The following is a 22,717-nucleotide window of genomic DNA, read 5'->3' on the forward strand; positions in this document are numbered from 1 at the left end:
AATCTACCCCTCTCCCCGTTACTTTGAACGTTTATAAAATGGTGTTGGAACAACTACTGCTTTGACGCGTTTATTACGAATTTCAATTTCTACTTCTGTATCAACTGCTGCGTATTTTACATCAATTAGTGCTAAACCAATGCTTTTCTTTAACGTTGGAGATTGTGTACCACTCGTTACTTCCCCAATTTTTTCTTCTCCAATAAATACAGGGTAATGCGTACGAGGAATTCCACGTTCAATTACTTCGATGCCGACTAACTTACGAGGTGCACCGTTTTCTTTTTGCTCTTTTAACGTTGCTTTTCCAAAGAAGTCTGCTTCTTTATTTGGTTTTACCGCAAAGCCAATTCCAGCTTCAATCGGTGTAATATCTTTTGATAATTCTTGACCGTAAAGTGGTAATGTTGCTTCGAAGCGAAGTGTATCACGAGCACCTAAGCCACATGGTTTTAAGCCTTCTTCTGCTCCAACTTCAAGAAGTTTCTCCCAAAGTTTTGCAGCATCTTCACTCTTACAGTAAATTTCAAATCCATCTTCACCTGTATAACCTGTACGAGATACAAGTGCTGGAATTCCATCTACAAGAATATCGTTTTTAAATTTAAAGAACTTAATTTCTTTCAAATCTTCTGACACAACTTTTTGTAAAATGCCTTCTGCTTTTGGTCCTTGAATTGCAAGCTGTGCAACTTCACTAGAAACATTGACTACTGTCGCATCGCCAATTACATGGCTAGCTAACCATTCGTAATCTTTCTCGATATTTGATGCGTTGATAACTAATAAATAGTCTTCTTCACCACGTTTGTAGATTAATAAATCATCTACTGTACCACCATTTTCGTAGCACATTGCTGTATATTGTGCGCCCCCTACCTTTAAGGTAGATACGTCATTTGTAACAACACGTTGTAAAAATGCTAAACTATCTACACCTTTTACCTCAACTTCTCCCATGTGAGACACATCGAACAAACCTGCCGCTGTACGTACAGCTTCATGTTCTTCTTTAATGCTTGAAAATTGAACTGGTAACTCCCAACCACCGAAGTCGATTGTTTTCCCACCATACTTCGCGTATACATCAAATAACGGTGTACGTTGTAATGTAATCATGATCTCTCCCCCTTATGCTCTGACAAATCAATAAAAGTTGTTACTCATTTCTAAACATTTTCATTCTAAAAAGATAGGATATACGGAATCTCATTATATTTTTTTATGAAAGCGTAAATAAAAAATCACTTTCTTGGATAAAATACGAAAGATTCCACACATTTCACACCATTATCCTAACATTATTCGCTATATTTCATCAATATTCTAGCATAAAAAATAATTTAGAATTTTTTACGCTTAATCTTATTACATACAGTTTTTAAGATTTAGTCCTTTATCTTTACTTATTGTTTACCTTTCAGTAAGTGTAATAGCGCCTTATTACAAGGCTTATATATTAAAGATTTTTTCATAATTACTTTAGTTTATAAAAGGTGGGAGAGTCGTAATGAATGTCGATATTTCCATAGATCGAACGTGGCAAAACAATTTTTTAAATAGAATTGATGAAGATGGTCCTTGGACAAACTGGGATTTATATCATTTAGCTTATGAAACAGAAAAATCATTACTTGTTCCTACTTTTGATGGATTACAAGCACCGAAACATTTATCCCATTTCACACCACTTCCTCATCAATTAGAAGTCGCTCAAAATGTTATTGAACAAATGAATGGTAAAGCGATTCTAGCAGATGAAGTAGGACTTGGAAAAACGATTGAAGCTGGACTTATTTTAAAAGAATATATGGTCCGCGGCCTTGTGAAAAAAGTACTTATACTCGTTCCAGCCTCTCTCGTATCACAATGGGCATACGAATTAAATACAAAGTTTTTCATTCCAGCTGTAGCTCAAAAGAAAAGCTACTCGTGGGAACAAGCCGATGTGATTGTATCATCAATTGATACTGCAAAACGTTCCCCACATCGTGATATCGTTTTGAACTTAGAATATGACCTTATTATTATCGATGAAGCACATAAACTTAAAAATAATAAAACAAAAAACTATGAATTTGCACAGCGATTAAAAAAGAAATTTTGTTTATTATTAACCGCTACTCCTGTTCAAAATAAGATTGATGAAATCTTCAACCTTGTTTCTTTATTAAAACCAGGACACTTAGGCAATCAATCCAATTTTGAAGAATATTACGCTTCAAAAAATCGTTCAGCCGAATCTGATGAAGATTTAAAAGCTCTTATTAACAAAGTGATGGTCCGAAATCGGCGCCATAATACTGGGATTGATTGGCCAAAGAGACATGTACGTACAATTTTTGTTGAGTTTAATAAAGAAGAGCAAGATTTATATAACAATATTGAAAATTGGCGAGGACAAGATGCATTCACATCAGCTTTCTCATCGTTAACTTTAAAACGGGAAGCGTGTAGTAGTCGCGAGGCCGTTTACTATTCATTAAAAAAACATGTAGAAAAACGACAGAAGGAAAATGAACATTACGTAAAAGATCCGCATATTGATGTGCTAATGGACAAAATTAACCGTATTCCTTTTAACTCAAAAGCAAATAAAGCGCTAGAGCTTATAAAAGAAATTGACGATAAAGTCGTCATTTTCACAGAATACCGAGCGTCACAAATGTACTTACAATGGTTTTTACAACAGCACGGTATTTCTTCTGTCCCATTCCGCGGCGGATTTAAACGGGGAAAGAAAGATTGGATGAAGGAACTTTTCCAAAATCATGCGCAAGTGCTAATCGCAACGGAAGCTGGTGGTGAAGGAATTAACTTACAATTTTGTAGCCATATGATCAATTATGATTTGCCATGGAATCCAATGCGTCTTGAACAAAGAATCGGACGTATTCACCGCCTTGGTCAAAAAAATGATGTTCATATTTATAACTTAGCCACAAAACACACTGTTGAAGAACATATTTTGAAACTGTTATATGAAAAAATCAATTTATTTGAGCGTGTGATCGGTGAACTTGATGAAATTTTAACGAGAATTAATATGAAAAACATCGATGCACACATTCAAGAAATATTTGCGCAATCAAAAAGCGAAGGAGAAATTCGAATTAAGATGGAAAACTTAACATCTATTATCGACTTTGCGAAACGAAATGAAGCTGAGGTGCAAGGCTATGCAGCAACATGAAATTCATAATTACTTATACAATTTTTTTGAGGCGAATAACTGTGAAATTTTAGAACGTTCTCCTCATCTATTGGATGTGCAATTAACAATTGAGATGGATAAATTATTAATGAACCGTCCTTTTTATTGGCACTATCTTGAGAAGACAGGAGGCGTACCGAATCCGATGCGCCTTACTCTTATTACAAATCCAGAAAATGAAGAAAACGATGGTGAACTTATTCACTACGGTTCACCACGTCTTCATCAAATTTTTCAAACGACAAAAGAATTAGGCTCTTACATACGCTTATATGAGGAAGTACGGCATAGCGGAGCGACACATACACCGCTCCATCCGTGGCTCGGTGTAAATATAAAAGTTTCCTATCAATGTGATCGAAAAAAAGATATCCTCCACTCCATTGGCATTCATCTTATTTCTGGCACAATGATTGCAAACTTTCATGAAACATTAACTAAAATTAAACTTACACCGAAAATACCTGACTTTTGTTTTACGCTCTCGCCTATTATTAAACCGCAAAGCGGTTTACAACGTATAGAGGATGCTTTAAAAAATATTATTGCAGAAGATGACCATACGTGGGCGAAAGAAGCAAGAGTGCGCTGGAATCACGATTTGGACCTTTTAAATCGTTTTTATGAAGAAAGTGATGAACTTCCTGAAAGCTATGAAATTGAAAAACAAGCACTGCAAGAACAATATGAACCCCGCATTACAGTACAAATTATTAACGGTGGACTCTTTTATGTTACCGCGAATCATTTTCTAACTTAAAAAGCCCCTTCTGTTTTAGAAGGAGCTTTTTTGAGTTATCCTCTATCGCCATTACGCTCTTGTTGTTTTTGCTTTGCCATGCGTTTTTGATGCGCACGATCCTTTGCACTCACATGATTAGCATCAGTTGGAAGATTTTCTTTTGAACGACCAATTCCATTGCTCATTATTTCCCCTCCTTTTTATATCTTTCAAAATACACCCTTATTTTCAGCTAGAGACACCATCCTTATACAAAAAAATAAGAGCAGCCGTTAGCTACTCTTACTTCTTACTCACTCACATATTTTTGAAACATATCATGGATGCCTTTATTTACTAGGTTCGAGATCTGCTCGTCAGATTTATTCGGATAACGATCACGCAATCTGATAGATGCCTTCACCATTAAATTTTCTAATACAGAACGGCCGCCTTCTCCATAAATAATTTCAGCATATTCAACAAGCCTTCCATCCTCTACTGTTGCTGGATTATGATTGAAGAAAAATTTACTCATTGCCTCCACCTCTCTCTTTTGTTAACGTTTACATTTATATAAATTATTTATGTTATTTATTTCACAATATTGTATGCATGTATATTTAATTAGTTTCATTATAAAGCAACATATCGATAGTAAATATGTGATTTTCCGTCTATTTTGTGAACAAACTAAAAATGAAAGCGTTTCCTTTATTGTATACTAAAAAAACTTACTACGCTAGGGGTATTTTTTTCAATCTACTAAACATATACTTTTTCTTTTTCTTTTTCCACTAAACCTTATACAATTTTCAGAAATTATATTATAAAATATATGTATGACTTAAGGAGGCTGTATATGAATCAAAATAAAAAAGCTATATTAGATCTTGTCTTTTATCTCGTAATCCCATTCCTCATTTGGAAATTTGCAAAACCTTATATCGATCCTTATTACGCAATGTTACTTTCCTCTGTTCCGGGGATTATTTATACACTGTATACCTTTAAAAAAGAAAAACAGTTTAACGTAACAGGGTTCTTTATTTTAATTACACTCATTTCTAATACAACGGTAGATCTATTATCTGGATCAGCTGAACGAATGTTGTGGAACGATGCGTATTATCACATCGTACTCGGTATTATCGTTATATGCACAATTTTTATAAAAAAACCACTTATGTTATATTTCGCAGCAGATATTGCTGCACTGCAAGGCCATGACCGTGATAAAAGTCGTGAACTGTATCGTGATAGTCGTATCTATCCAGCATTGCAATATTTAACGCTCTTTTTCGGTCTACAATTCATATTAAAAAGCTTCTTAAAAATTTATTTCATCTCCGTTTTCGGTGTAGATGGCTACGGTGAAATGAGAGCAATTATGACCGCTGTTGGATGGGGCATTTCCATTTGTATCGGAATTGGATTTGTCTGGGTGAACAATAAAATACATGCCGTTACAGAAGAAAAAGAGTCTATGCAGTAAATGAAAATCCCCTAGTAGTATGATGCTACTAGGGGATTTTCATTTTGCTACACATATTACGAAATCTTTAACTTGATTTTTTTCTTTTATTTTTTACGTTTTGATAAAACAAAGCAGCACTTAGCGGCATAACACCAAACCACTTATTCATAAATGGCTCTTTTTCAGCACGACGTTGTTCTTTCTTTTGTTTACGATCTTCTTTTGGAGCATCCATATACGACACAAACTGCTGTGTCACAAAGCGAACATAATCATTAGTAGACATATTATCATCACCTCTACTTGATTAGTATGTCCACTTTTTTATTCATTAATCTTTTCTTTTAATTCATCCATAATTTGCTTTACAGACTTATTCGTCGTATCGATATGAATATGGGCCTCTTCATAATAAGCTCGGCGCAATTCGAATTTCATTACAAATGCATCTATATCTTTCTTCTGAAATAGTGGACGTGTCGTATCTTCACGAAGCCTTTCTGCAATTACATGTGGATCACAATATAAATACACGACAGTTCCATTTTCCTTCATCCACTTTCGGTTTTCCTCTCGCTCAATGATTCCACCGCCAGTTGTAATGATTACATTTTCAACAGGTAGTGAACGTAACATCTTACTTTCATATTCCCGAAAAGCCATTTCACCTTCTTCGGCAAAAATATCACGAATCTCCTTCTCTTGCTTCTCTTCAATTTTTTGATCTGTATCTATAACATCCATATGAAGTTCTTTACTTAATGCTTTTCCAATTGTTGTTTTCCCAGCTCCCATATAGCCGGTTATGTATATAGATTTCATTTTCGTTCCTCTCAATCGTCATGTATTACTTGTTATTATAACGAAAGATGCTACTTTATTTAATAAAAAAACGTTTTGTTCTTCTTATACACTGAAGAACAAAACGTAACATACTCGCTTTATCTATAAGTACCTCTTCTCACCCACTGTGTTGCAATCCATTTCTCACCTTTCGTTACAGGTGCCCCTCCGTGTAACGTAAGCTCATTTAGTGATTGATCTTGATAGAAATACTCAAAGTATACTGCCATTCCCTTTCTAGGGTGCACAGAAAGATTTAATTTCGGAAAGAAAGTTTCTCCGCCTTCTTCTACATCATTTAAGTACATGACAAGCGTACTAATACGATTATTAGCAGCTGATCTACTATGTTCGGCAAAATAATCATAGTGTGCTTTATATTGTTGATCCACTTCATAATTTAAAATGTGTAATCCTTCTCCATGCGAAACAGGAACATTCATGATAGATGAAATTCGTTTTTCAATCTTCGCAGTAAGTTCATTATCATCTAAAAATGCACCACTACTCGTTCGAATATCATTTACATCACGTGATGAACCAACTTTAGAACGTGCTAATTTATTTTTAGACAATTCAATTAATTTATCGCACTCTTCATCACTTAATACATTTCCTAACACGACAATAAGAGGTTCTTCGAATTTTGAAATAATTTGTATTTCCCTATCTTCTGTCATAATTGCATTTCCTTTATGATCAAAAATAGTTTGTTCCTTATTTTCACCTATTTGATTGTTGTTTGTCATTTCCCTATTCTCCCTAAAAATAATGATTGGATAGCATGAATATATCATATTCTTTCTACCTTTCTCTTTTTTGAGAAAATTTAAACTTTTAATTGTTTTATTTATCCATTTCCTTTTAAAAAACAGCCTATTTTCAAATGATAAATCATGGTTTTTTATCCATATATTTCACATACTATCCTTCTATCCAATCGAATATTTTCTCATCTTTTTTTCTATACCGAAAGCTTACTTTATAGAAAACTTCCTGTTTTATTTTGCACTGCAATGAAACGAGAATAACGTCGTTTTCAAATACGTAATTTCCACTCGCTTCGCCCTTTTCATATGAAAAGAAAAAAGTATCTTCCTTTTCTTTTTGCCGTAAGTCTTTTTTTATATTTGTAATAGATTGATTTAGTATTTCCTCCAGTACAAACTTTTGCTCTATTTCAATATAAAATTTTTTATCTATAAGCAACATATTCGTTTCGTATATAAAGAACGAAGTTAATAATATAAGAAAAATGATTGTTCCTGGCATCGTAAATCCATCTTGTTTTATCATACATGTATTCCCATTTCGCTATACCTTATAGCTACACCTTCATATTTTTTCCCGCTCCTATCTTTCACATTGATAAAGAGCAAATGAGGTGTTACTTCATACGAAACCATTTCAACATTTTGTAATATAACTTCTCTTCCGCGCATGTTTACTTTTCTTATAAGGTGATTATTCAATTTTTCATACGTCACTTCATCTCCAGTGCGAAGACGGAAGCGCAACATACTCTCTCTATTTTCAGGAACTATTTTTTCCACAAATGATACTTCACGAAACTCTAACTGTACTTGTCCTACAAACACATCCCATTCCCAATTATTTAACCCTTTTGATTGCTTGTTTTCTATTCCAATAAAGCTTAAACGTGGTAAGAGTAAAAAGAAAAGTGATAACAGAAAAAAACATACGATCATTTCAATTAATGTAAATCCAACTTCTAATTCATTTTTTCTCCCGCATAAAAGCATTGTTCCATCATTTTTCCTTTCACATCTTTCCACATCGCACAAACTTCATTTCCTCCCCAATATGTGTAATATACATTTCCATTTATGACTTTTTCTTTCTGTTGTTTTGCCTCATTCTCATACATATATAAAGCTGCTTCTTTTTTTAATAATACAAATGCCTTATAACGAATTTGTATGTTTTTTCGTTCTTGCATAATCAATACTGTTTGCGGAAGTAGTAAAGATACCATCATCATTACTATACTTAATGCTACAAGCATTTCAGCCATCACTGACCCTTTTTGACATTTCACGATACGTAAATCTCCCTCTTCCAAGCTGGAATACAATCTCATATTTATAACTTCGATACGAAAGTAAAATCGTGCCACCTCTATTAATATTTCCACTCGGATTATATGTCATCGGATTTGGAAAAGTATTCAAATCCAATTGTATATCGCTATCATATTCTCTTTTAATGATAGAATGATCCGTACTCGATTCCCCTATATAATACATATGTCTATCTTTATGCCATCGTAATGTATAGTGTTTTTGACGATTTATAGCTAATTGTTGCATATACAAAATATCATTTGAAAACTGTCTTAAAAATTGTTCGATTTTTTGTTTTTCGTATAATGAATGTACATGAAAATACGTGACCACACTTAATACAGAAATGGCAAATAAAACGAGTAGCATTTCTAAAAGTGTAAAACCTTTTTGCTTCACAGTTTCCCACTTGTTACCGTGCCATCATTGGAAATATGAATAGCTTCACCATTCGGACACTCATCCTTTGTAATATATTTCCCATCAATTAGCTCTTTTAGCGAGGGAATTTTATTATGTTGTAGTTGATATACTTGTATTTGCGCTTCTATAGATTTCACATAGGCTTTACATCCTTTTCCTTCGACGGATGAGCGCTGCGTAACTACATTTGGAATAATTAATAGTAATAATACAGTGATGACGACCATAACTAATAACATTTCTAAAAGGGTAAACCCTTCCTCATTCTGCATGTAAATGCCTCCTATATAGAATTCATCATTTGAAACATTGGCATAATCATCGCTAAATACATAAGAACAACTATTGCTCCAATACACGTAAATAAAATCGGTTGAATAATCACTAACATACGTTTAATTTTTTGCTCCATCTTTTCCATAATCAGATCACTATAATCACCTAATTCAATCGCCAAATTACCGTTTGCTTGACCATGTGTAATAATATAAGAAAGTTCTTCCTCATAATATCCGCTTTTAGCAATAATAGATTGCAACGGTTCTCCCGCAATTAATTGGTGTTTAACTCGGCCCGCTTCATACTGAAAGAACGGCTGATACTTTTGCTCCATCATTATTGTTAGAGCCTCAAGTACTGATAGTCCTCCGTGTAATAAGCCGCTCAATTGAGTAGCGAAATAATGCGAATGCTTTAAAATAAGAAATGTTTTTACGAGGGGGATACGAAGCATAATTTTTACTCGCTTCATATGCGGGAGTTTCCGAAAGTACAATATATATACACTACAACCCACCATAACAATAAAAATAGTGCTAAAAATAAGATAGGGTAGTAGCTTAATTGTACTTAATATTTGTTCTGTGAGTAACGGTGCTGTAGAACCAAATGAACTATATACCATGTCAACTTGTGGTAATAAAATGCGGTTAAAAATCAAAATCATGATTATTAAAAAGAACGCCAAAAACATAGGATACTGCATTATTTTCATCATATCTTTCCTATACTTATCCTTTTTATAAAGAAGTGCACTCCCTTGTTGCAACGCAAAAGAAATATCACCATGTTGCTCGGCATAAAATAAATAGCTTAACATCTCCTGATGAAACTTTAATTGATGAAAAGAATCGTGTAGACTTTTTCCATTTTTTAATCCATCAATCATGCGCTGCAATTGTACTTTCTTTTCTAAAGGTAATTGAAACCGTAAAAATTCTAATGCCTGCAAAAGAGAGTATCCTTTTTCTAATAGTTCTCCTAATCGTTTCAGTAATATTACTTGATCACTTAAACTCCATATTTTCTTAAACATAAACATCCTCTTCTAAAAATCCTAAAGCGTATCCTTTTCGCAACGAAGACTCTAATGTCTCATGCTTGTACGTGACACATTCCCCGTTTGCTTCTTTAATCGCTTGTTTTAACTCATATCCATATAACAACTCATAAATACTCGCTTGCCTTACTTGCCTCATTGATTTACATACAGTTGAGCACTTTCTTTTACAAAACGGACACTTCAATTCAACAAGTCGCTGTGCAGCTATAGCCAATAAAGATTGTTCAATCTCTTGCCTTGTTATGCCAAAGTCCATAAACCGAAGTATTGCTCCTTTCGCATCATTCGTATGCAGTGTCGTCATTACTAAATGGCCAGTCAAACTTGCTCTTATAGCGATTTTTGCTGTTTCTTCATCACGAATTTCACCCACTAAAATAACATCTGGATCATGACGCAAAATAGCCTTTAGTCCCGCCTCATATGTGATACCTGCTTTTTCATTTATTTGAATTTGTAATACATCGTCATTTCTTTTTTCAACTGGATCTTCCAGTGTAACGATGCGGCGTGTTTTCTTTTTTCTAATTACCTCTAATAATGCATACATTGTTGTTGTCTTCCCCGATCCAGTCGGTCCAGTAAATACGAGTAACCCATGGGAATAATGTAAAAAAGAAAGTAGTTTCTTCGCTGTACTTGGAAATAACGAAAGATGAGATAACGGCTGAATAGATGCTTGTAAATGAAGACGAATAACGAGACTTTCTTGATATACAGTTGGAAGCGTGGAAAGACGTAAATACACTTCCTGTCCATCCATTTGTAAATACAGTGAACCATTTTGTGGCTTCCGCCTCTCCCCTATATCCATGGATGCTAAAAATTTAAAGTGTGAAACAAGTTTTTCTCCAAATTCCTTTTCAATGTATTGTTTCGTCATTAAATCTTTCCCTATGCGCAGTTGAATCACTACATCCTTCTTCCGGGGCACAATATGTAAATCCGAAGCTTGTACCCTACACGCCTCTTTCAAAATCGTATTCGCAAAACTTTCAATTCCATTCATCATTTTTCCCTCCCCACTATGTATATAGCATGAAGAAATCCATCTGAAAAATCGGTATTTTTGCATTTTCACTAGATAAAAAAGGAAAAATATGTTTGTGAAATTATGAACAATTTCCGAATTATTGTCTAAAATTACCTATACCCATGTTTATCTGTATTATAATGTTATTATCTTGGATAAAGTGATAAAGGTGGAGATCCTCATGGAACAAGCTTTAAAAATTACAGGTGTTTTAGCTGACCCAACTCGTTATTACATTTATAAATATATTTCTCAAAAACATAGTTACGTAACTGTACAAGAAATTGCTGATGAGTTTGACATTCATCCAAACGTAGCGCGTTTACATTTATCTAAATTAGAAGATGTTCATATGCTGAAATCTGAAACGAAGAAAACTGGAAAAGGCGGACGACCAAGCAGATTATATGTATTATCTGAAGATGTTATCCAATTACAATTCCCATTCCGTGACTATCAATTGTTAGCAAGAATCGCGTTTAATTCTTTACTTAGCCTTGGTGCTGCTGGTGAAAAAGCGCTCTACGAAACAGGGAAACAATTCGGGGCCGAATTAATGCAACAACATATGCAGCGCTTAAATGTGAGCGAAGATGCTTTAACAGTGGAGCAAAAAGTTCAAATTGCAAAGGAAGCCTTTTCAACAGCTGGCTTATCACCTGCATTTGAATTAAGTGCAGATGGAACAAAAATTTTCTATGATGTACACAATTGTCCATTTAAAGAAGTTGCTGTCCATCACCCAACTGAAATTTGTAATATGCACGGAGATATGATGAAAGGGATTTTTGAAATCCTATTCCCTAACACGGAATTAACACGAAATGATAGTTTACTAGATGGATGTAAATCTTGTAATTATAAACTAACAATTTGATTTCTCATATAAAAAGAAGCCAATTATAATTGGCTTCTTTTTATATGAACGAATATTTACAATAGTAAGAAAAATAAACTATAATGAAGTGAGGTTTACTTTTTTTAGAAAAGGAGGGAGATGGCATGGAGCGCATGTTTCGCGTTCTCGGCTTTTGGACTGGAATTTTCTCGGTTATGTTTTACGTAGGGGATATGCATTCGACTGCACTACTATTTTTAGGACAAACAGGATTCTTCGTACTTTTAAGCTATTTAAATTTAACAGAGCGTATGTATATATACGTATTCGGGGCATATTTAACTGTTTTCTTCATAGGATTTACATACTACACGACATTTTTACTTGTCCCTGGGGCTGGACATTAAAAGATGGCATTTTGCCATCTTTTTTTTAATTCCGGAATTCCCTAGTTGACTTATAGGTTTTATTGATTTATATTCTATATAACAGATTGGAATTAGGGGGAATCATCATGAATACACTGCTTGTCGGAATTAACGTTGCAGTCATGCTCATTTTAGTTGGCGTATTATATTATATGCAACGTAAGCATGTATCTTTTAATAAACGTGTATTTACCGCTTTAGGAGTCGGAATTATCTTCGGTCTTATATTACAATTTATTTATGAGCCAACTTCTAAAGTAATTATTGAATCAAATACTTGGTTTGGCTTAATCGGTAACGGTTATGTGAAGTTACTTCAAATGATCGTTATGCCACTTATTTTAGTATCTATTATTTCAGCATTTACAAAATTACAGTTAACGAAAAACCTTGGTAAAATTAGTGGTCTTATTATCGGAATTTTAATTCTGACTACAGGAATTGCTGCAGCTGTCGGTATCGCTGCAAGTGCAGGATTTGATGTTTCTGCAACTGGTCTGCAACAAGGTGATGCAGAATCTGCTCGTCTGAAGCTAGTTGAAGAAAGATTTACTTCTATTGAAAAAACAACAATTCCAGATAAATTATTAGAGCTGTTACCTACAAATCCATTTCTTGATTTAACAGGTGCTCGTCCAACTTCAACAATTTCTGTTGTAATATTTGCAGCATTTATCGGTATCGCCTTTATAGGTGTAAAACGAAAATATCCAGAACAAGCAGAGCTATTTAAGAAAATGCTTGATGCTGTATATGCAATTGTAATGCGTATGGTAACATTAATTTTACGTCTTACTCCATACGGCGTATTAGCTCTTATGGCAAAAACAGTTGCTGGTAGCGACATAAATGCTATTTTAAAACTTGGTAACTTCGTGTTAGCGTCTTACGTGGCACTTATCGTAATGTTCGTTATCCACTTATTATTAATTGCTCTATCTGGTTTAAATCCAATTCAATATTTGAAAAAGGTGTTCCCTGTATTAACATTTGCATTCACATCTCGCTCTAGTGCTGGTGCAATGCCATTAAATATTGAAGCTCAAAAAGAAAAACTTGGTATTTCTGAAGGGATTGCAAACTTCGCAGCCTCATTTGGAGTATCTATCGGACAAAACGGTTGCGCAGGTATTTATCCAGCAATGCTTGCAATGATGGTCGCTCCAACTGTAGGAATTGATCCATTACAACCACAATTTATTTTAACTTTAATCGCTGTCGTTGCGATTAGCTCATTCGGTGTTGCCGGCGTTGGTGGCGGTGCAACATTCGCAGCGTTAATCGTACTATCTACAATGAACTTACCAATCGGTATTGTCGCTCTTGTTATCTCAGTTGAACCATTAATCGATATGGGGCGTACAGCTCTTAACGTAAGTGGTTCTATGACAGCAGGTCTTATTTCTAGTAAATGGCTTGGTGAATTAGATCAAGATACGTACAATCAAGATGATACAAAAACTGGTGAAATTGCTTCATAATGAAAAGGACGCTAACAAAACGGTTAGCGTCCTTTTTTAGTTCTTTTCATCTTCCTCTTTATCTTTTATACATAAGGCATAACATATTGTTTCAAACACTATGTACAGATATAAAGAAATTACACCGTTTTTCATTTTTTTAATAACTATTAATTATAAACTACAGATTAACTATTATTCCTCACCCGCAAACTGTAAAAATTCTTCCAACCGCTCCTTTAACTCCTCCTCTATCTCACAATAAGATTCATCAACAAGTTCACCACTTAACTTACTTCCCCAAAACCTTATTGGAAGCGGTACTCCTAAAAAATAACTACAACATTCCCAGATAGGAACTGTATAAAATTCAACCATCTTTCCTTCTTCATCTAATACAGCTATCGAAATTGATGAAGAATATCCTGTTTCAAAAGGATTTTCTTTATCTCTGATGAGTTCTATAAATAATTCCATGTTTTTTTCTATGTACAAATGTGAATAATCTTTAAAAAGTTTAAATGCTATTCTCTCTATTTCCTTCTCCATGCATTGAATGTTCTCTTTTAACTCCAATGTAAAATCTCGTTCTGTATACTTCATCTCCGTCTCCTTACACATAGAAAAAGAGAATACAATAACATATTCTCTTTCCTCACATATACTTCATTATCTCACAGCCCGTCCTTTTCACAAATAACCATTTTGTTCGCACCATTTATGAAATTGTCCTACGTCTACTCCAACTAACACGATATCCTTTAGCTCTACCTCAATGATTTGTTCTCCAATTACAATAGCAAACTGCGATTCTAATTTTGTCTCGTTTTTCTTTACAATTCCAATTCGGTTCCGATGCGGTCCATCTTTTATATATGCTTTTTGTCCTACAATATCAAAGTTCAAGATCTTCACCTCTTTTACTGCGCTCAAATTGGAAATACGATCTCCACCTCGGAAAATTTCCTTTCATTGCACTATTTCTCTATATATATGACGAAACAATAAAAGAGTCCTTCCTTCTTTACAATTATTTTTTCTTTGTTTCATTTTTGTGATTGAAACGTAAAGTTTATAATAAAATACACTTGGAAGCGCTTTCTATGTAATTTTTTATGTTATAATGTATAAGTAGAACTTCGTAAAGAGGGTTAAAAAAAATGAATACAAAAATGATAAAAAAAGTAATTGAAGCATTAAAAGTATATGGCTTTCAGAATGTATCATTCTGTGACAAAACGAAGCAATTTTTATTTCATAACGAAACAGATATTATGAGCGGCTATGCAGAAATAACATATAGTAGTCAATTTGAAAAATTCAACGTACAAATTCATCCTATTGAAACGCATCACCAAGCAGAGTTACAAGAGGTTGAAAGACATATACAAGCCTGTATAAGAAAAGTGGAATATTTAAACGCACTTCTTAGCGGACAAACGAAACTAGATGATAAAATTATTATAATGTAAAAAAAGAACGTGAGGTGATCACGTTCTTTTTTTACATTATACATTCATCTTTTCTTTCAGTTGTAATCCTGTAATAGACTCTAATACATCCATTGCTTCTCCAAATGTCATGTCAAAAATTGTTTTATCTTCTATGTATGGAAATTGTCTGAAACGCTTTTCTAACATTTTCACAGCATCCGACGTAAAGTGTGCACTATCGATGCCAAATTCTGTTTCAAGAAGAACGATCCAATCTAACACATGAAAACCTAATCCATTTACGAATGAAATAAGTTTTTCTTCTGACTGTGAAGATAAGAATACGTGTCGTTCCATCTCACTAAAAAGTTCTTCTCCTAAAATATCAGCTAATTCATCATCATGTTCGCGGTCAATGATTTCTTCATAACCATAATCATCTACAAGCTCCTCAACTTCTTCACTATCTGCAAAAAGTAATTGGCTAAGAAGTGCCTCTTTCTTAAATTCGCTATTTTGTACGACTTCTAAAAAGCTCGTTTCCCATCCATTTTCTAATTTCATATTATGTACTCCTTTATATATGTTTCTTATCATCACTGTACCCAAAAGATCACTTTTATAACCTTTTAGATAGTTACTATTATTTCACATGATTCATAACATAAGATGCAAATTCTGCTGCATCTCCTTCAAAAAAAATCCCCATCTTTAAAACTTATTTGCGTTTAAATGATGGGATGCCTCATGGTCTTCTTTTATTTTTTGTTTTTTATAACTTTCATCAGCTAACATTTCTAGTTCTGCTGTTATTTCTGATTTTTCAAGCTCTCTTTCTTGCGAAAACTTCCTTGAAATATAAACAATAACACTACCAACGTACAACACAAAGCATATAATAAGTGCAGTATTTTCATAGAGACTTAGCTCCAACACAGTCACTCCTAATCCATTCGTATTTTCACGCTTCATTAATTGGAATTTCCCTACTAATTCATTTGCTATTGTAACATAAAAACACCGTTTCTTGGAATCTTTCATCCTACTAAAAGAGGCATGATTGTTTCATCATGCCTCTGAAATATGTTGAATGATTGTTTGAATTGCTTCTTTTCCATTATATTTTTTTAGAGCTGTTCTATACACTTCATTATTTTGATTTAATTCTTCGACATGCCTTATAAGAGATTTCACAGTCACATCTTCTTCATACAATACGGAAGCATATCCTTGTCTCTCAAAAGACTCTGCATTTAGTATTTGATCTCCACGACTTGCAAATTTCGATAGTGGAATTAAAACCATCGGCTTTTGCAATGTTAAAAACTCAAAAATGGCATTAGAGCCCGCACGTGAAATAACAAAATCTGTTATGGCTAATATATCTGGCAGTTCTCCGTGTACATACTCAAATTGTTTATATCCTTCTTTATTTTGTAAACTATCATCAAAATTACCTTTTCCGCAAAGGTGAACAATTTGATATTTTTTCAGAAGTTCTGGTAACGCTTCTCGAACCGTTTCATTAATTTTTTTTGCGCCCAAACTTCCTCCCATGATTGTAATAACTGGCTTTTTACGTGAAAAACCTAAAAATGCTAAACCTTTTTCACGATTTCCCTTTAGTACTTCTTCACGTACAGGAGATCCTGTATAAATTACTTTTTCTTTCGGTAAATGTTTCGCAGCTTCTTCAAATGTAACAAATATTTTTGAAGCGAAACGGAGCGCAATTTTGTTTGCTAGTCCTGGCGTCATATCAGATTCATGTAATAAAACTGGTACCCTGTTTAACCATCCTCCAATTACGACTGGTACAGATACGAAACCACCTTTTGAAAAAATTACATCTGGTTTTAGTTTTCGAATCCTTACATACGCTTCCATAACACCCTTCATCACAAGAAAAGGATCTTTTATATTTTTTAAATCAAAATAACGGCGTAGCTTTCCGCTCGCAATACTATAGTACGGAATGCCTTCCTTTTCTATAATCGTTTTCTCAATTCCTTGATGAGAACCAATATAAGAAATATCCCAATTTTGTTCTTGTAAATGTGGAATGATGGCTAAATTAGGTGTTACATGCCCTGCCGAACCGCCACCTGTAAAGACTATTTTTTTCATACGTCTCCCCCTTCTAGACTATAATACACTAAAATATCTTGCCTCGGGGTGAGAAAATACCATAGCCGTTACAGACGCTTCTGGCTCCATCATAAATCCTTCCGTTAATGAAATACCTATTTCCTCTGGATGAATTAAGCGAAATAACTTTTCTTGATCTGCGAGTTCTGGACATGCTGGATAACCGAAGGACACTCGTATCCCTCTATATTTCGTACGGAAGCGTTCTTCCATCGTCAATTCTGGCGAATCTGGAATCCCCCAGCGATCGCGAATGAGCATATGTGTTTTTTCAGCAAGTCCTTCTGCTAGTTCAAGCGCTAACGATTGAATAGCATGACTGCGTAAATAATCACCTTTCGCCTTCCACTCTTCAGCAATGTCACGAACACCTTCTCCAACCGTAACAGATAGGAAAGCAACATAGTCCATCTCATCTCCAACTGGGCGTAAATAGTCACCTAAAGTACGATATGGTGCTTTTCCTTGTCTTGGGAATGTGAAACGCTCTATAACACGCGTATGATCTTCTGGATCATATATTACAATATTCTGTCCGTCGCTTTGCGCTGGGAAAAATTGATACACTGCTTTCGGTTTTAACCAAGATTGTCCTTCCTGCAATAATTCATCTATTAAATCATTTAATTCATGCGCTCTTTTATCTCCCTCTCGCAAAAGTTTCTTCACACTTCCCTTTAGGCCAAGGTGATGTCCAAGCAGCATTTGTCTATTTAGAAATGGCGCGAGATGTGAAACAGGAACATCTCTTAATACAATTCGTTTTGTTGAATCCGGTACGATAACCTCAGCCTTCGGTAATGGCTCAATTACTGCTGGAATTTCTACTTTCTTCTCTTCTTTTGTTACGATATGAAGATGACGTTCTTTTTTATCCTGCTTCATCTTCTCACGCTCTTCTTCTTTTTGAAGCTTATTAATAATATCCAGCCCCGTCATCGCATCACTCGCATAACATACGAGCCCTTTATAAGATGGCGAAATGCGATTATCTGTAAACTTTCTCGTTAACGCTGCCCCGCCTACAACAATTGGAATATCAATATCCGCCGCTTTTAAATCTTCAGCAGTCGTTACCATTTGTTGAGCCGATTTTACTAATAAACCAGAAAGACCTATAATATCAGGCTTCTTTTCTTGTACTTCTTGCACAATTCGATCCGAGCGAACATTAATTCCTAAATTAATAATCTCATATCCGTTATTTGCTAAAATAATTTCAACGAGATTTTTCCCAATATCATGCACATCACCTTTTACAGTTGCTAATAATACTTTCCCTTTTTTCGCACTATCGCTAGATTCCATATGTGGCTCTAAATAACTTACAGCAGCTTTCATACTTTCAGCACTTTGCAATACTTCAGCAACGATAAGCTCATTATTATTAAATAATCTTCCTACCTCATCCATTCCTGTCATAAGTGGGCCATTAATAATATCCAAAGGTTTTCTTCCTTCTGTAAGTGCGAGACTTAAATCTTCGTGTAAACCTTGTTTCGTACCTTCTACAATGTAATTTGCGAGCCTTTCATCAAGTGTTAATGTTTCTTGGACAACAACATCTTTCTTTTTTGCCACGCGATAGAAGTTTGTAAATTTCTCCAACGTCTCTTGCGTCGTTTCAAAAAGCAATGCATCTGCAAGGCGTTTTTCTTCATCAGGAATTGACGCATAGCGCTCTAATTTTTCCGTATTTACAATCGCGTAATCTAACCCTGCTTTCGTTGCATGATATAAAAAGACGGAATTTAACACTTCGCGACCAGCTGGTGGTAAACCAAATGATATGTTACTTACACCTAAAATCGTTAAACACTCTGGTAATGCTTCTTTAATAAGGCGAATCCCTTCTATCGTCGCAGCCGCCGAGCCAATATACTCTTCATCACCTGTCCCTACAGGAAATACAAGTGCATCAAAAATAATATCTGATGGGCGTATACCATATTTCGTCGTCAATAACTCATAACTTCTTTTCGCAATTTCTAGTTTTCTTTCCGCACTTACTGCCATTCCATCTTCATCGATTGTTCCAACTACAATTGCAGCACCATATTTACGAAGAAGCGGTGTCACTTTTTTAAATCGCTCTTCTCCATCTTCTAAATTAATTGAATTAATAACAGCTTTCCCTTGAATATAAGTAAGAGCTCGCTCCATCACATGTTCATCTGTTGAGTCAATCATAATCGGTACTTTTAACACTTTCGTAACCTCTGCCAAGAAGTTTTCCATATCTTCTATTTCATCGCGATCCGGGTCTGCCATACAAATATCAATAATATGAGCATTTTTCTTCACTTGCGCTCTAGCGATTTCAGCAGCCTCTTCAAATTTCCCTTCTGCTACTAATCTTTTAAATTTACGTGATCCAATAACATTTGTTCTTTCACCAACAAATAACGGTCTCATAGAGTCATCATATTGCAGTGCCTCTAATCCACTAACCCCATGTCCCGCTCTCTCTTGCTGTTCACGAGGTTTAAGAGACGTTAATGCGGATTTCATTGCTTTTATATGTTCTGGTGTTGTACCACAACAACCACCGATAATATTAACCCATCCTTCTTCTGCAAATCGCTTCACTTTCTCGGCAAGCGAGGATGGAGATTCATGATAATGTCCATCTTCATCAGGAAGACCTGCATTTGGATAACAAGAAATGTAACACTCCGATAAATCAGATAGAGAACGAATATGGTCTCTCATAAACTCCGGACCAGTCGCACAGTTTAATCCAACAGATAATGGCTTCATATGTTCTACCGATAAGTAAAAAGCCTCAATTGTTTGCCCAGCTAGAGTCGTTCCCATCGGTTCAATCGTTCCCGAAATCATGATAGGTACAACTGTATTTAGTTCATCAAAAGCCGCTTGAATTCCAATATAAGCAGCCTTCACGTTACGCATATCTTGACTCGTCTCAACGAGTAATACATCCACTTCTCCTTTCAACAATCCTCTTGCCTGCCGTGTATAAGCTTCAATTAATTCTTCAAACGTTACACCACCAGTAACACTAATCGCTTTCGTTGTCGGTCCCATTGCTCCCGCAACATATACTTCCTTCCCGCTTTCTTCGACTGCTTGCTTCGCTAAACGCGCTGCCTTCTCATTTAGCTCCTCGTCTAAATGAGATAACTCATAATCACTTAGTACAATATTGGTTGCCCCAAATGTATTTGTTTCAATAATATCCGCTCCAGCTTCAATATAGGCTTTATGAATCTTTAAAATAACATCTGGTCTTGTTTCTACTAAATACTCATTACACCCTTCGTACTCCTCTCCTCCGAAATCTTCCGCAGTTAAATCCTCTTGCTGGATCATCGTTCCCATTGCACCATCTAATAGTAAGATGTTATTTTGTAATTTTTCTTCTATACATTTCATCAATTAATACCTTCTTTCACTTCTTGCTTTTCTCTCACATATTTAACAAGATGTTCTGTAATTTCATATTTTAAAAATGGTGTAATAAGATAAATGCCGTTAAAGTATTTCATCGCCGCATCGATTAATTCTTGAGAAATACGAATCCCTTCCTCAATTGCTGCCTCTTTCGTTTCATGTCCATCCATTCTCTCTCTTACTGCTTCAGGTAAAGTAATACCTGGCACCTCAAAATGAAGAAAATCTGCATTCCGTTTACTTATTAATGGCATAATCCCAATAAAAATAGGTTGTTCTAAATGCTTTGTCGCTTCATACACTTCTTCAATTAACGCGATATCATAGATTGGCTGCGTTAAGAAATATTCTGCTCCAGCATCTATTTTCCGTTCCATTCGCTTAACCGCTGCTTTTAAATGTCTTACATGCGGGTTAAATGCACCACCCACAGAAAACCTTGTTGCCGGTCCAATGGATTTCCCTAAAACGGAACGCCCATCGTTCATTTCTTTAATCATTTTAATGAGCTCGATAGAGGACAAATCATATACAGAAGTGGCACCTGGAAAATCACCAACGCGCGCTGGATCTCCAGTTAAAGCTAACACTTCTTCCATGCCTAACGCTGATAATCCTAGTAAATGAGATTGTAGTCCGATGACATTATGGTCTCTACATGTTAAGTGCGTCAATACCGGAATATCATGCTTCGTTAATAATGCTCCCATTGCCATATTCGAGATACGGGGCGATGCTAATGAATTATCTGCTAGAGTAATAGCATCTGCTCCAGCTCTTTTCAATACTCTTGCGCCTTCAAAAAACCGCTGCGTATCTAACGTTTTTGGTGGATCTAATTCCACTACTACGGTCGTTTGTTTTTTTGCTTTCTCTGCTAAAGTGACATGAGCTTTTGAACGTTTCTCATGTGTATGAACTACTTTCGGTCTTTGAACCGTATCCTTTTGTATTACAGGCGTAACATTTAGAGTAGCACGTTTCATACTTTCAATATGTTCTGGAGTCGTGCCACAACAACCGCCCAATAACCGAATACCTTGCTCAATAAATTTCGGTGTCATCGCTTCAAAATAAGCTGGACTTCCCTCATATACGTATCGTCCCTCTACATAATTTGGGAGACCTGCATTTGGATATGCTGACAAGTAACCATTTTTCGGAATCGATATCATTTTAAAAGCTTCCGTCATATGAAGTGGCCCTAGTTGGCAGTTCAATCCAACAACATTTGCACCGTAATCTAAAAGTTGTTTTAATATTTCATTTACATCATTTCCATTTTGAGTCGTACCCGCCTCATGTAACGCCAATTGCGCTACAATTGGAATATTTGTTTCTTTTCGTAACACCTGGACAGCATGAAGTAATTCAAACTCATCATAAAAAGTCTCTAATAGCAGTCCATCAACCTGTTCTTCTAATAATGCACTTGCCTGTTCCAGTAACATAAATTCTCGCTCCATATCAGTTGTCGTAACCGCCCCGATATGTTTCATACCACCAATTGTGCCTAAAATTGCATTTCTGTCTGTAACAGATGCTTTCGCCAGTTTTACTGCCGCTCTATTAATTTCAGTAACTTGATTTTCTAATCCATACATACGTAATTTCGCTTCATTTGCTCCGTACGTATTTGTTTGAATCACATCTGCCCCAGCCGCTACATATTGCTTATGAATCGATACAATTAAATCTGGATCAGATATATTCAATTCTTCAAAACTACTTTGCAAACCATGTGAATGTAATAACGTCCCAACCGCACCATCACCTATTACAATTCCTTTTGATAATAAATCTAGTAATTTCACAAATCTCCCTCATTTCTATCAATATAAAAACCCCCTCTTCACTTT

General features: G+C 35.1%; 28 protein-coding genes. 8 read left to right on the forward strand and 20 right to left on the reverse strand.

Features of this window, described 5'->3' with window-relative positions; translation table 11 throughout:
• Positions 1–18: 18 nt before the first annotated feature.
• On the reverse strand, positions 19–1,119 hold the full coding sequence (gcvT, locus tag PQF83_RS11885) for a glycine cleavage system aminomethyltransferase GcvT (protein WP_000631771.1): 1,101 nt from the start codon (positions 1,117–1,119) through the stop codon (positions 19–21).
• Between the two features lie 391 nt (positions 1,120–1,510).
• On the opposite strand from gcvT, the gene PQF83_RS11890 reads away from it, so the two are divergent.
• A complete protein-coding gene (locus tag PQF83_RS11890; protein WP_001100025.1) occupies positions 1,511–3,193 on the forward strand; it encodes a DEAD/DEAH box helicase in 1,683 nt (560 codons plus the stop codon).
• Complete coding sequence (locus PQF83_RS11895; protein WP_001183969.1) at positions 3,180–3,974, forward strand: YqhG family protein; 795 nt, start codon at positions 3,180–3,182, stop codon at positions 3,972–3,974. The genes PQF83_RS11890 and PQF83_RS11895 overlap by 14 nt, the downstream gene beginning before the upstream one ends.
• Positions 3,975–4,009: 35 nt before the next feature.
• Here the strand turns inward: PQF83_RS11895 and PQF83_RS11900 are convergent, their stop codons facing one another.
• Both PQF83_RS11900 and PQF83_RS11905 read right to left on the reverse strand, forming a co-directional pair.
• Positions 4,010–4,141, reverse strand: a complete 132-nt coding sequence (locus PQF83_RS11900; RefSeq protein ID WP_000064661.1) for a hypothetical protein — start codon at positions 4,139–4,141, stop codon at positions 4,010–4,012.
• 104 nt (positions 4,142–4,245) lie between these two features.
• Entirely contained in the window at positions 4,246–4,473 is a 228-nt protein-coding gene (locus PQF83_RS11905) for a hypothetical protein (RefSeq protein WP_000032699.1), read from the reverse strand.
• A 73-nt stretch (positions 4,474–4,546) separates the two neighbouring features.
• Between PQF83_RS11905 and PQF83_RS11910 the strand changes: the two genes are divergently transcribed.
• Both PQF83_RS11910 and PQF83_RS11915 read left to right on the forward strand, forming a co-directional pair.
• Positions 4,547–4,663: a GTP pyrophosphokinase gene (locus PQF83_RS11910; RefSeq protein WP_071727059.1), complete on the forward strand. Its 117-nt coding sequence runs from the start codon at positions 4,547–4,549 to the stop codon at positions 4,661–4,663.
• 134 nt (positions 4,664–4,797) lie between these two features.
• The gene (locus PQF83_RS11915; RefSeq protein ID WP_001073109.1) at positions 4,798–5,430 is read left to right on the forward strand and encodes a VC0807 family protein; all 633 of its coding nucleotides are present in this window, start codon (positions 4,798–4,800) and stop codon (positions 5,428–5,430) included.
• Between the two features lie 67 nt (positions 5,431–5,497).
• Here PQF83_RS11915 and PQF83_RS11920 read toward each other — a convergent pair whose 3' ends face one another.
• The 10 genes from PQF83_RS11920 to comGA form a co-directional block, all read right to left on the reverse strand.
• A complete protein-coding gene (locus PQF83_RS11920; protein WP_000106079.1) occupies positions 5,498–5,698 on the reverse strand; it encodes a YqzE family protein in 201 nt (66 codons plus the stop codon).
• A gap of 38 nt (positions 5,699–5,736) precedes the next feature.
• Positions 5,737–6,234 (reverse strand): shikimate kinase, encoded by a 498-nt coding sequence (locus PQF83_RS11925; RefSeq protein ID WP_000836627.1) that lies wholly within the window; start codon positions 6,232–6,234, stop codon positions 5,737–5,739.
• A 119-nt stretch (positions 6,235–6,353) separates the two neighbouring features.
• Complete coding sequence (locus tag PQF83_RS11930) at positions 6,354–7,004, reverse strand: 2OG-Fe(II) oxygenase (protein ID WP_000183848.1); 651 nt, start codon at positions 7,002–7,004, stop codon at positions 6,354–6,356.
• 175 nt (positions 7,005–7,179) lie between these two features.
• Entirely contained in the window at positions 7,180–7,551 is a 372-nt protein-coding gene (gene comGG / locus PQF83_RS11935; protein ID WP_000595196.1) for a competence type IV pilus minor pilin ComGG, read from the reverse strand.
• Positions 7,548–8,018, reverse strand: a complete 471-nt coding sequence (comGF, locus tag PQF83_RS11940) for a competence type IV pilus minor pilin ComGF (RefSeq protein ID WP_000923058.1) — start codon at positions 8,016–8,018, stop codon at positions 7,548–7,550. Before comGF ends, comGG begins: the two co-directional genes overlap by 4 nt.
• Positions 7,988–8,290, reverse strand: a complete 303-nt coding sequence (gene comGE, locus PQF83_RS11945) for a competence type IV pilus minor pilin ComGE (RefSeq protein ID WP_000829518.1) — start codon at positions 8,288–8,290, stop codon at positions 7,988–7,990. The genes comGF and comGE overlap by 31 nt, the downstream gene beginning before the upstream one ends.
• Positions 8,283–8,738 (reverse strand): comG operon protein ComGD, encoded by a 456-nt coding sequence (gene comGD / locus PQF83_RS11950; protein WP_000810398.1) that lies wholly within the window; start codon positions 8,736–8,738, stop codon positions 8,283–8,285. The genes comGE and comGD overlap by 8 nt, the downstream gene beginning before the upstream one ends.
• On the reverse strand, positions 8,735–9,034 hold the full coding sequence (comGC, locus tag PQF83_RS11955; RefSeq protein ID WP_001178694.1) for a competence type IV pilus major pilin ComGC: 300 nt from the start codon (positions 9,032–9,034) through the stop codon (positions 8,735–8,737). The genes comGD and comGC overlap by 4 nt, the downstream gene beginning before the upstream one ends.
• A gap of 11 nt (positions 9,035–9,045) precedes the next feature.
• Positions 9,046–10,077, reverse strand: coding sequence for a competence type IV pilus assembly protein ComGB (comGB, locus tag PQF83_RS11960; protein ID WP_000473554.1), 1,032 nt, complete (start codon positions 10,075–10,077; stop codon positions 9,046–9,048).
• Complete coding sequence (gene comGA, locus PQF83_RS11965; RefSeq protein WP_001013206.1) at positions 10,070–11,113, reverse strand: competence protein ComGA; 1,044 nt, start codon at positions 11,111–11,113, stop codon at positions 10,070–10,072. Before comGA ends, comGB begins: the two co-directional genes overlap by 8 nt.
• Before the next feature lie 205 nt (positions 11,114–11,318).
• Between comGA and PQF83_RS11970 the strand changes: the two genes are divergently transcribed.
• The 3 genes from PQF83_RS11970 (at position 11,319) to PQF83_RS11980 (ending at position 13,884) form a co-directional block, all read left to right on the forward strand.
• Positions 11,319–12,014 carry a helix-turn-helix transcriptional regulator gene (locus tag PQF83_RS11970; RefSeq protein ID WP_000434109.1) on the forward strand — a complete coding sequence of 232 codons (696 nt, stop codon included), beginning with the start codon at positions 11,319–11,321 and terminating at the stop codon, positions 12,012–12,014.
• Between the two features lie 125 nt (positions 12,015–12,139).
• Positions 12,140–12,382 carry a DUF2626 domain-containing protein gene (locus tag PQF83_RS11975; protein ID WP_000440714.1) on the forward strand — a complete coding sequence of 81 codons (243 nt, stop codon included), beginning with the start codon at positions 12,140–12,142 and terminating at the stop codon, positions 12,380–12,382.
• A 107-nt stretch (positions 12,383–12,489) separates the two neighbouring features.
• The gene (locus PQF83_RS11980; RefSeq protein WP_001094339.1) at positions 12,490–13,884 is read left to right on the forward strand and encodes an L-cystine transporter; all 1,395 of its coding nucleotides are present in this window, start codon (positions 12,490–12,492) and stop codon (positions 13,882–13,884) included.
• Between the two features lie 174 nt (positions 13,885–14,058).
• Here the strand turns inward: PQF83_RS11980 and PQF83_RS11985 are convergent, their stop codons facing one another.
• A complete protein-coding gene (locus PQF83_RS11985; RefSeq protein WP_000877912.1) occupies positions 14,059–14,466 on the reverse strand; it encodes a hypothetical protein in 408 nt (135 codons plus the stop codon).
• A gap of 87 nt (positions 14,467–14,553) precedes the next feature.
• Positions 14,554–14,769, reverse strand: a complete 216-nt coding sequence (locus tag PQF83_RS11990; protein WP_001008331.1) for a DUF3912 family protein — start codon at positions 14,767–14,769, stop codon at positions 14,554–14,556.
• A gap of 254 nt (positions 14,770–15,023) precedes the next feature.
• Here PQF83_RS11990 and PQF83_RS11995 point away from each other — a divergent pair, with 254 nt between their 5' ends.
• The gene (locus PQF83_RS11995; protein WP_001093243.1) at positions 15,024–15,335 is read left to right on the forward strand and encodes a hypothetical protein; all 312 of its coding nucleotides are present in this window, start codon (positions 15,024–15,026) and stop codon (positions 15,333–15,335) included.
• Between the two features lie 36 nt (positions 15,336–15,371).
• Here the strand turns inward: PQF83_RS11995 and PQF83_RS12000 are convergent, their stop codons facing one another.
• The 5 genes from PQF83_RS12000 to PQF83_RS12020 form a co-directional block, all read right to left on the reverse strand.
• Complete coding sequence (locus tag PQF83_RS12000; protein WP_000764271.1) at positions 15,372–15,860, reverse strand: hypothetical protein; 489 nt, start codon at positions 15,858–15,860, stop codon at positions 15,372–15,374.
• Between the two features lie 147 nt (positions 15,861–16,007).
• On the reverse strand, positions 16,008–16,268 hold the full coding sequence (locus PQF83_RS12005) for a DUF3966 domain-containing protein (protein ID WP_000817964.1): 261 nt from the start codon (positions 16,266–16,268) through the stop codon (positions 16,008–16,010).
• 96 nt (positions 16,269–16,364) lie between these two features.
• Positions 16,365–17,423, reverse strand: coding sequence for an undecaprenyldiphospho-muramoylpentapeptide beta-N-acetylglucosaminyltransferase (gene murG / locus PQF83_RS12010; RefSeq protein WP_000724752.1), 1,059 nt, complete (start codon positions 17,421–17,423; stop codon positions 16,365–16,367).
• Between the two features lie 18 nt (positions 17,424–17,441).
• Positions 17,442–20,840 (reverse strand): methionine synthase, encoded by a 3,399-nt coding sequence (gene metH, locus PQF83_RS12015; RefSeq protein WP_000649710.1) that lies wholly within the window; start codon positions 20,838–20,840, stop codon positions 17,442–17,444.
• The gene (locus tag PQF83_RS12020) at positions 20,840–22,672 is read right to left on the reverse strand and encodes a bifunctional homocysteine S-methyltransferase/methylenetetrahydrofolate reductase (protein WP_000770345.1); all 1,833 of its coding nucleotides are present in this window, start codon (positions 22,670–22,672) and stop codon (positions 20,840–20,842) included. The genes metH and PQF83_RS12020 overlap by 1 nt, the downstream gene beginning before the upstream one ends.
• Between the last annotated feature and the right edge of the window lie 45 nt (positions 22,673–22,717).

Source organism: Bacillus sp. FF-1 (assembly GCF_028548245.1).
Taxonomy (GTDB): Bacteria; Bacillota; Bacilli; order Bacillales; family Bacillaceae_G; genus Bacillus_A; species Bacillus_A paranthracis.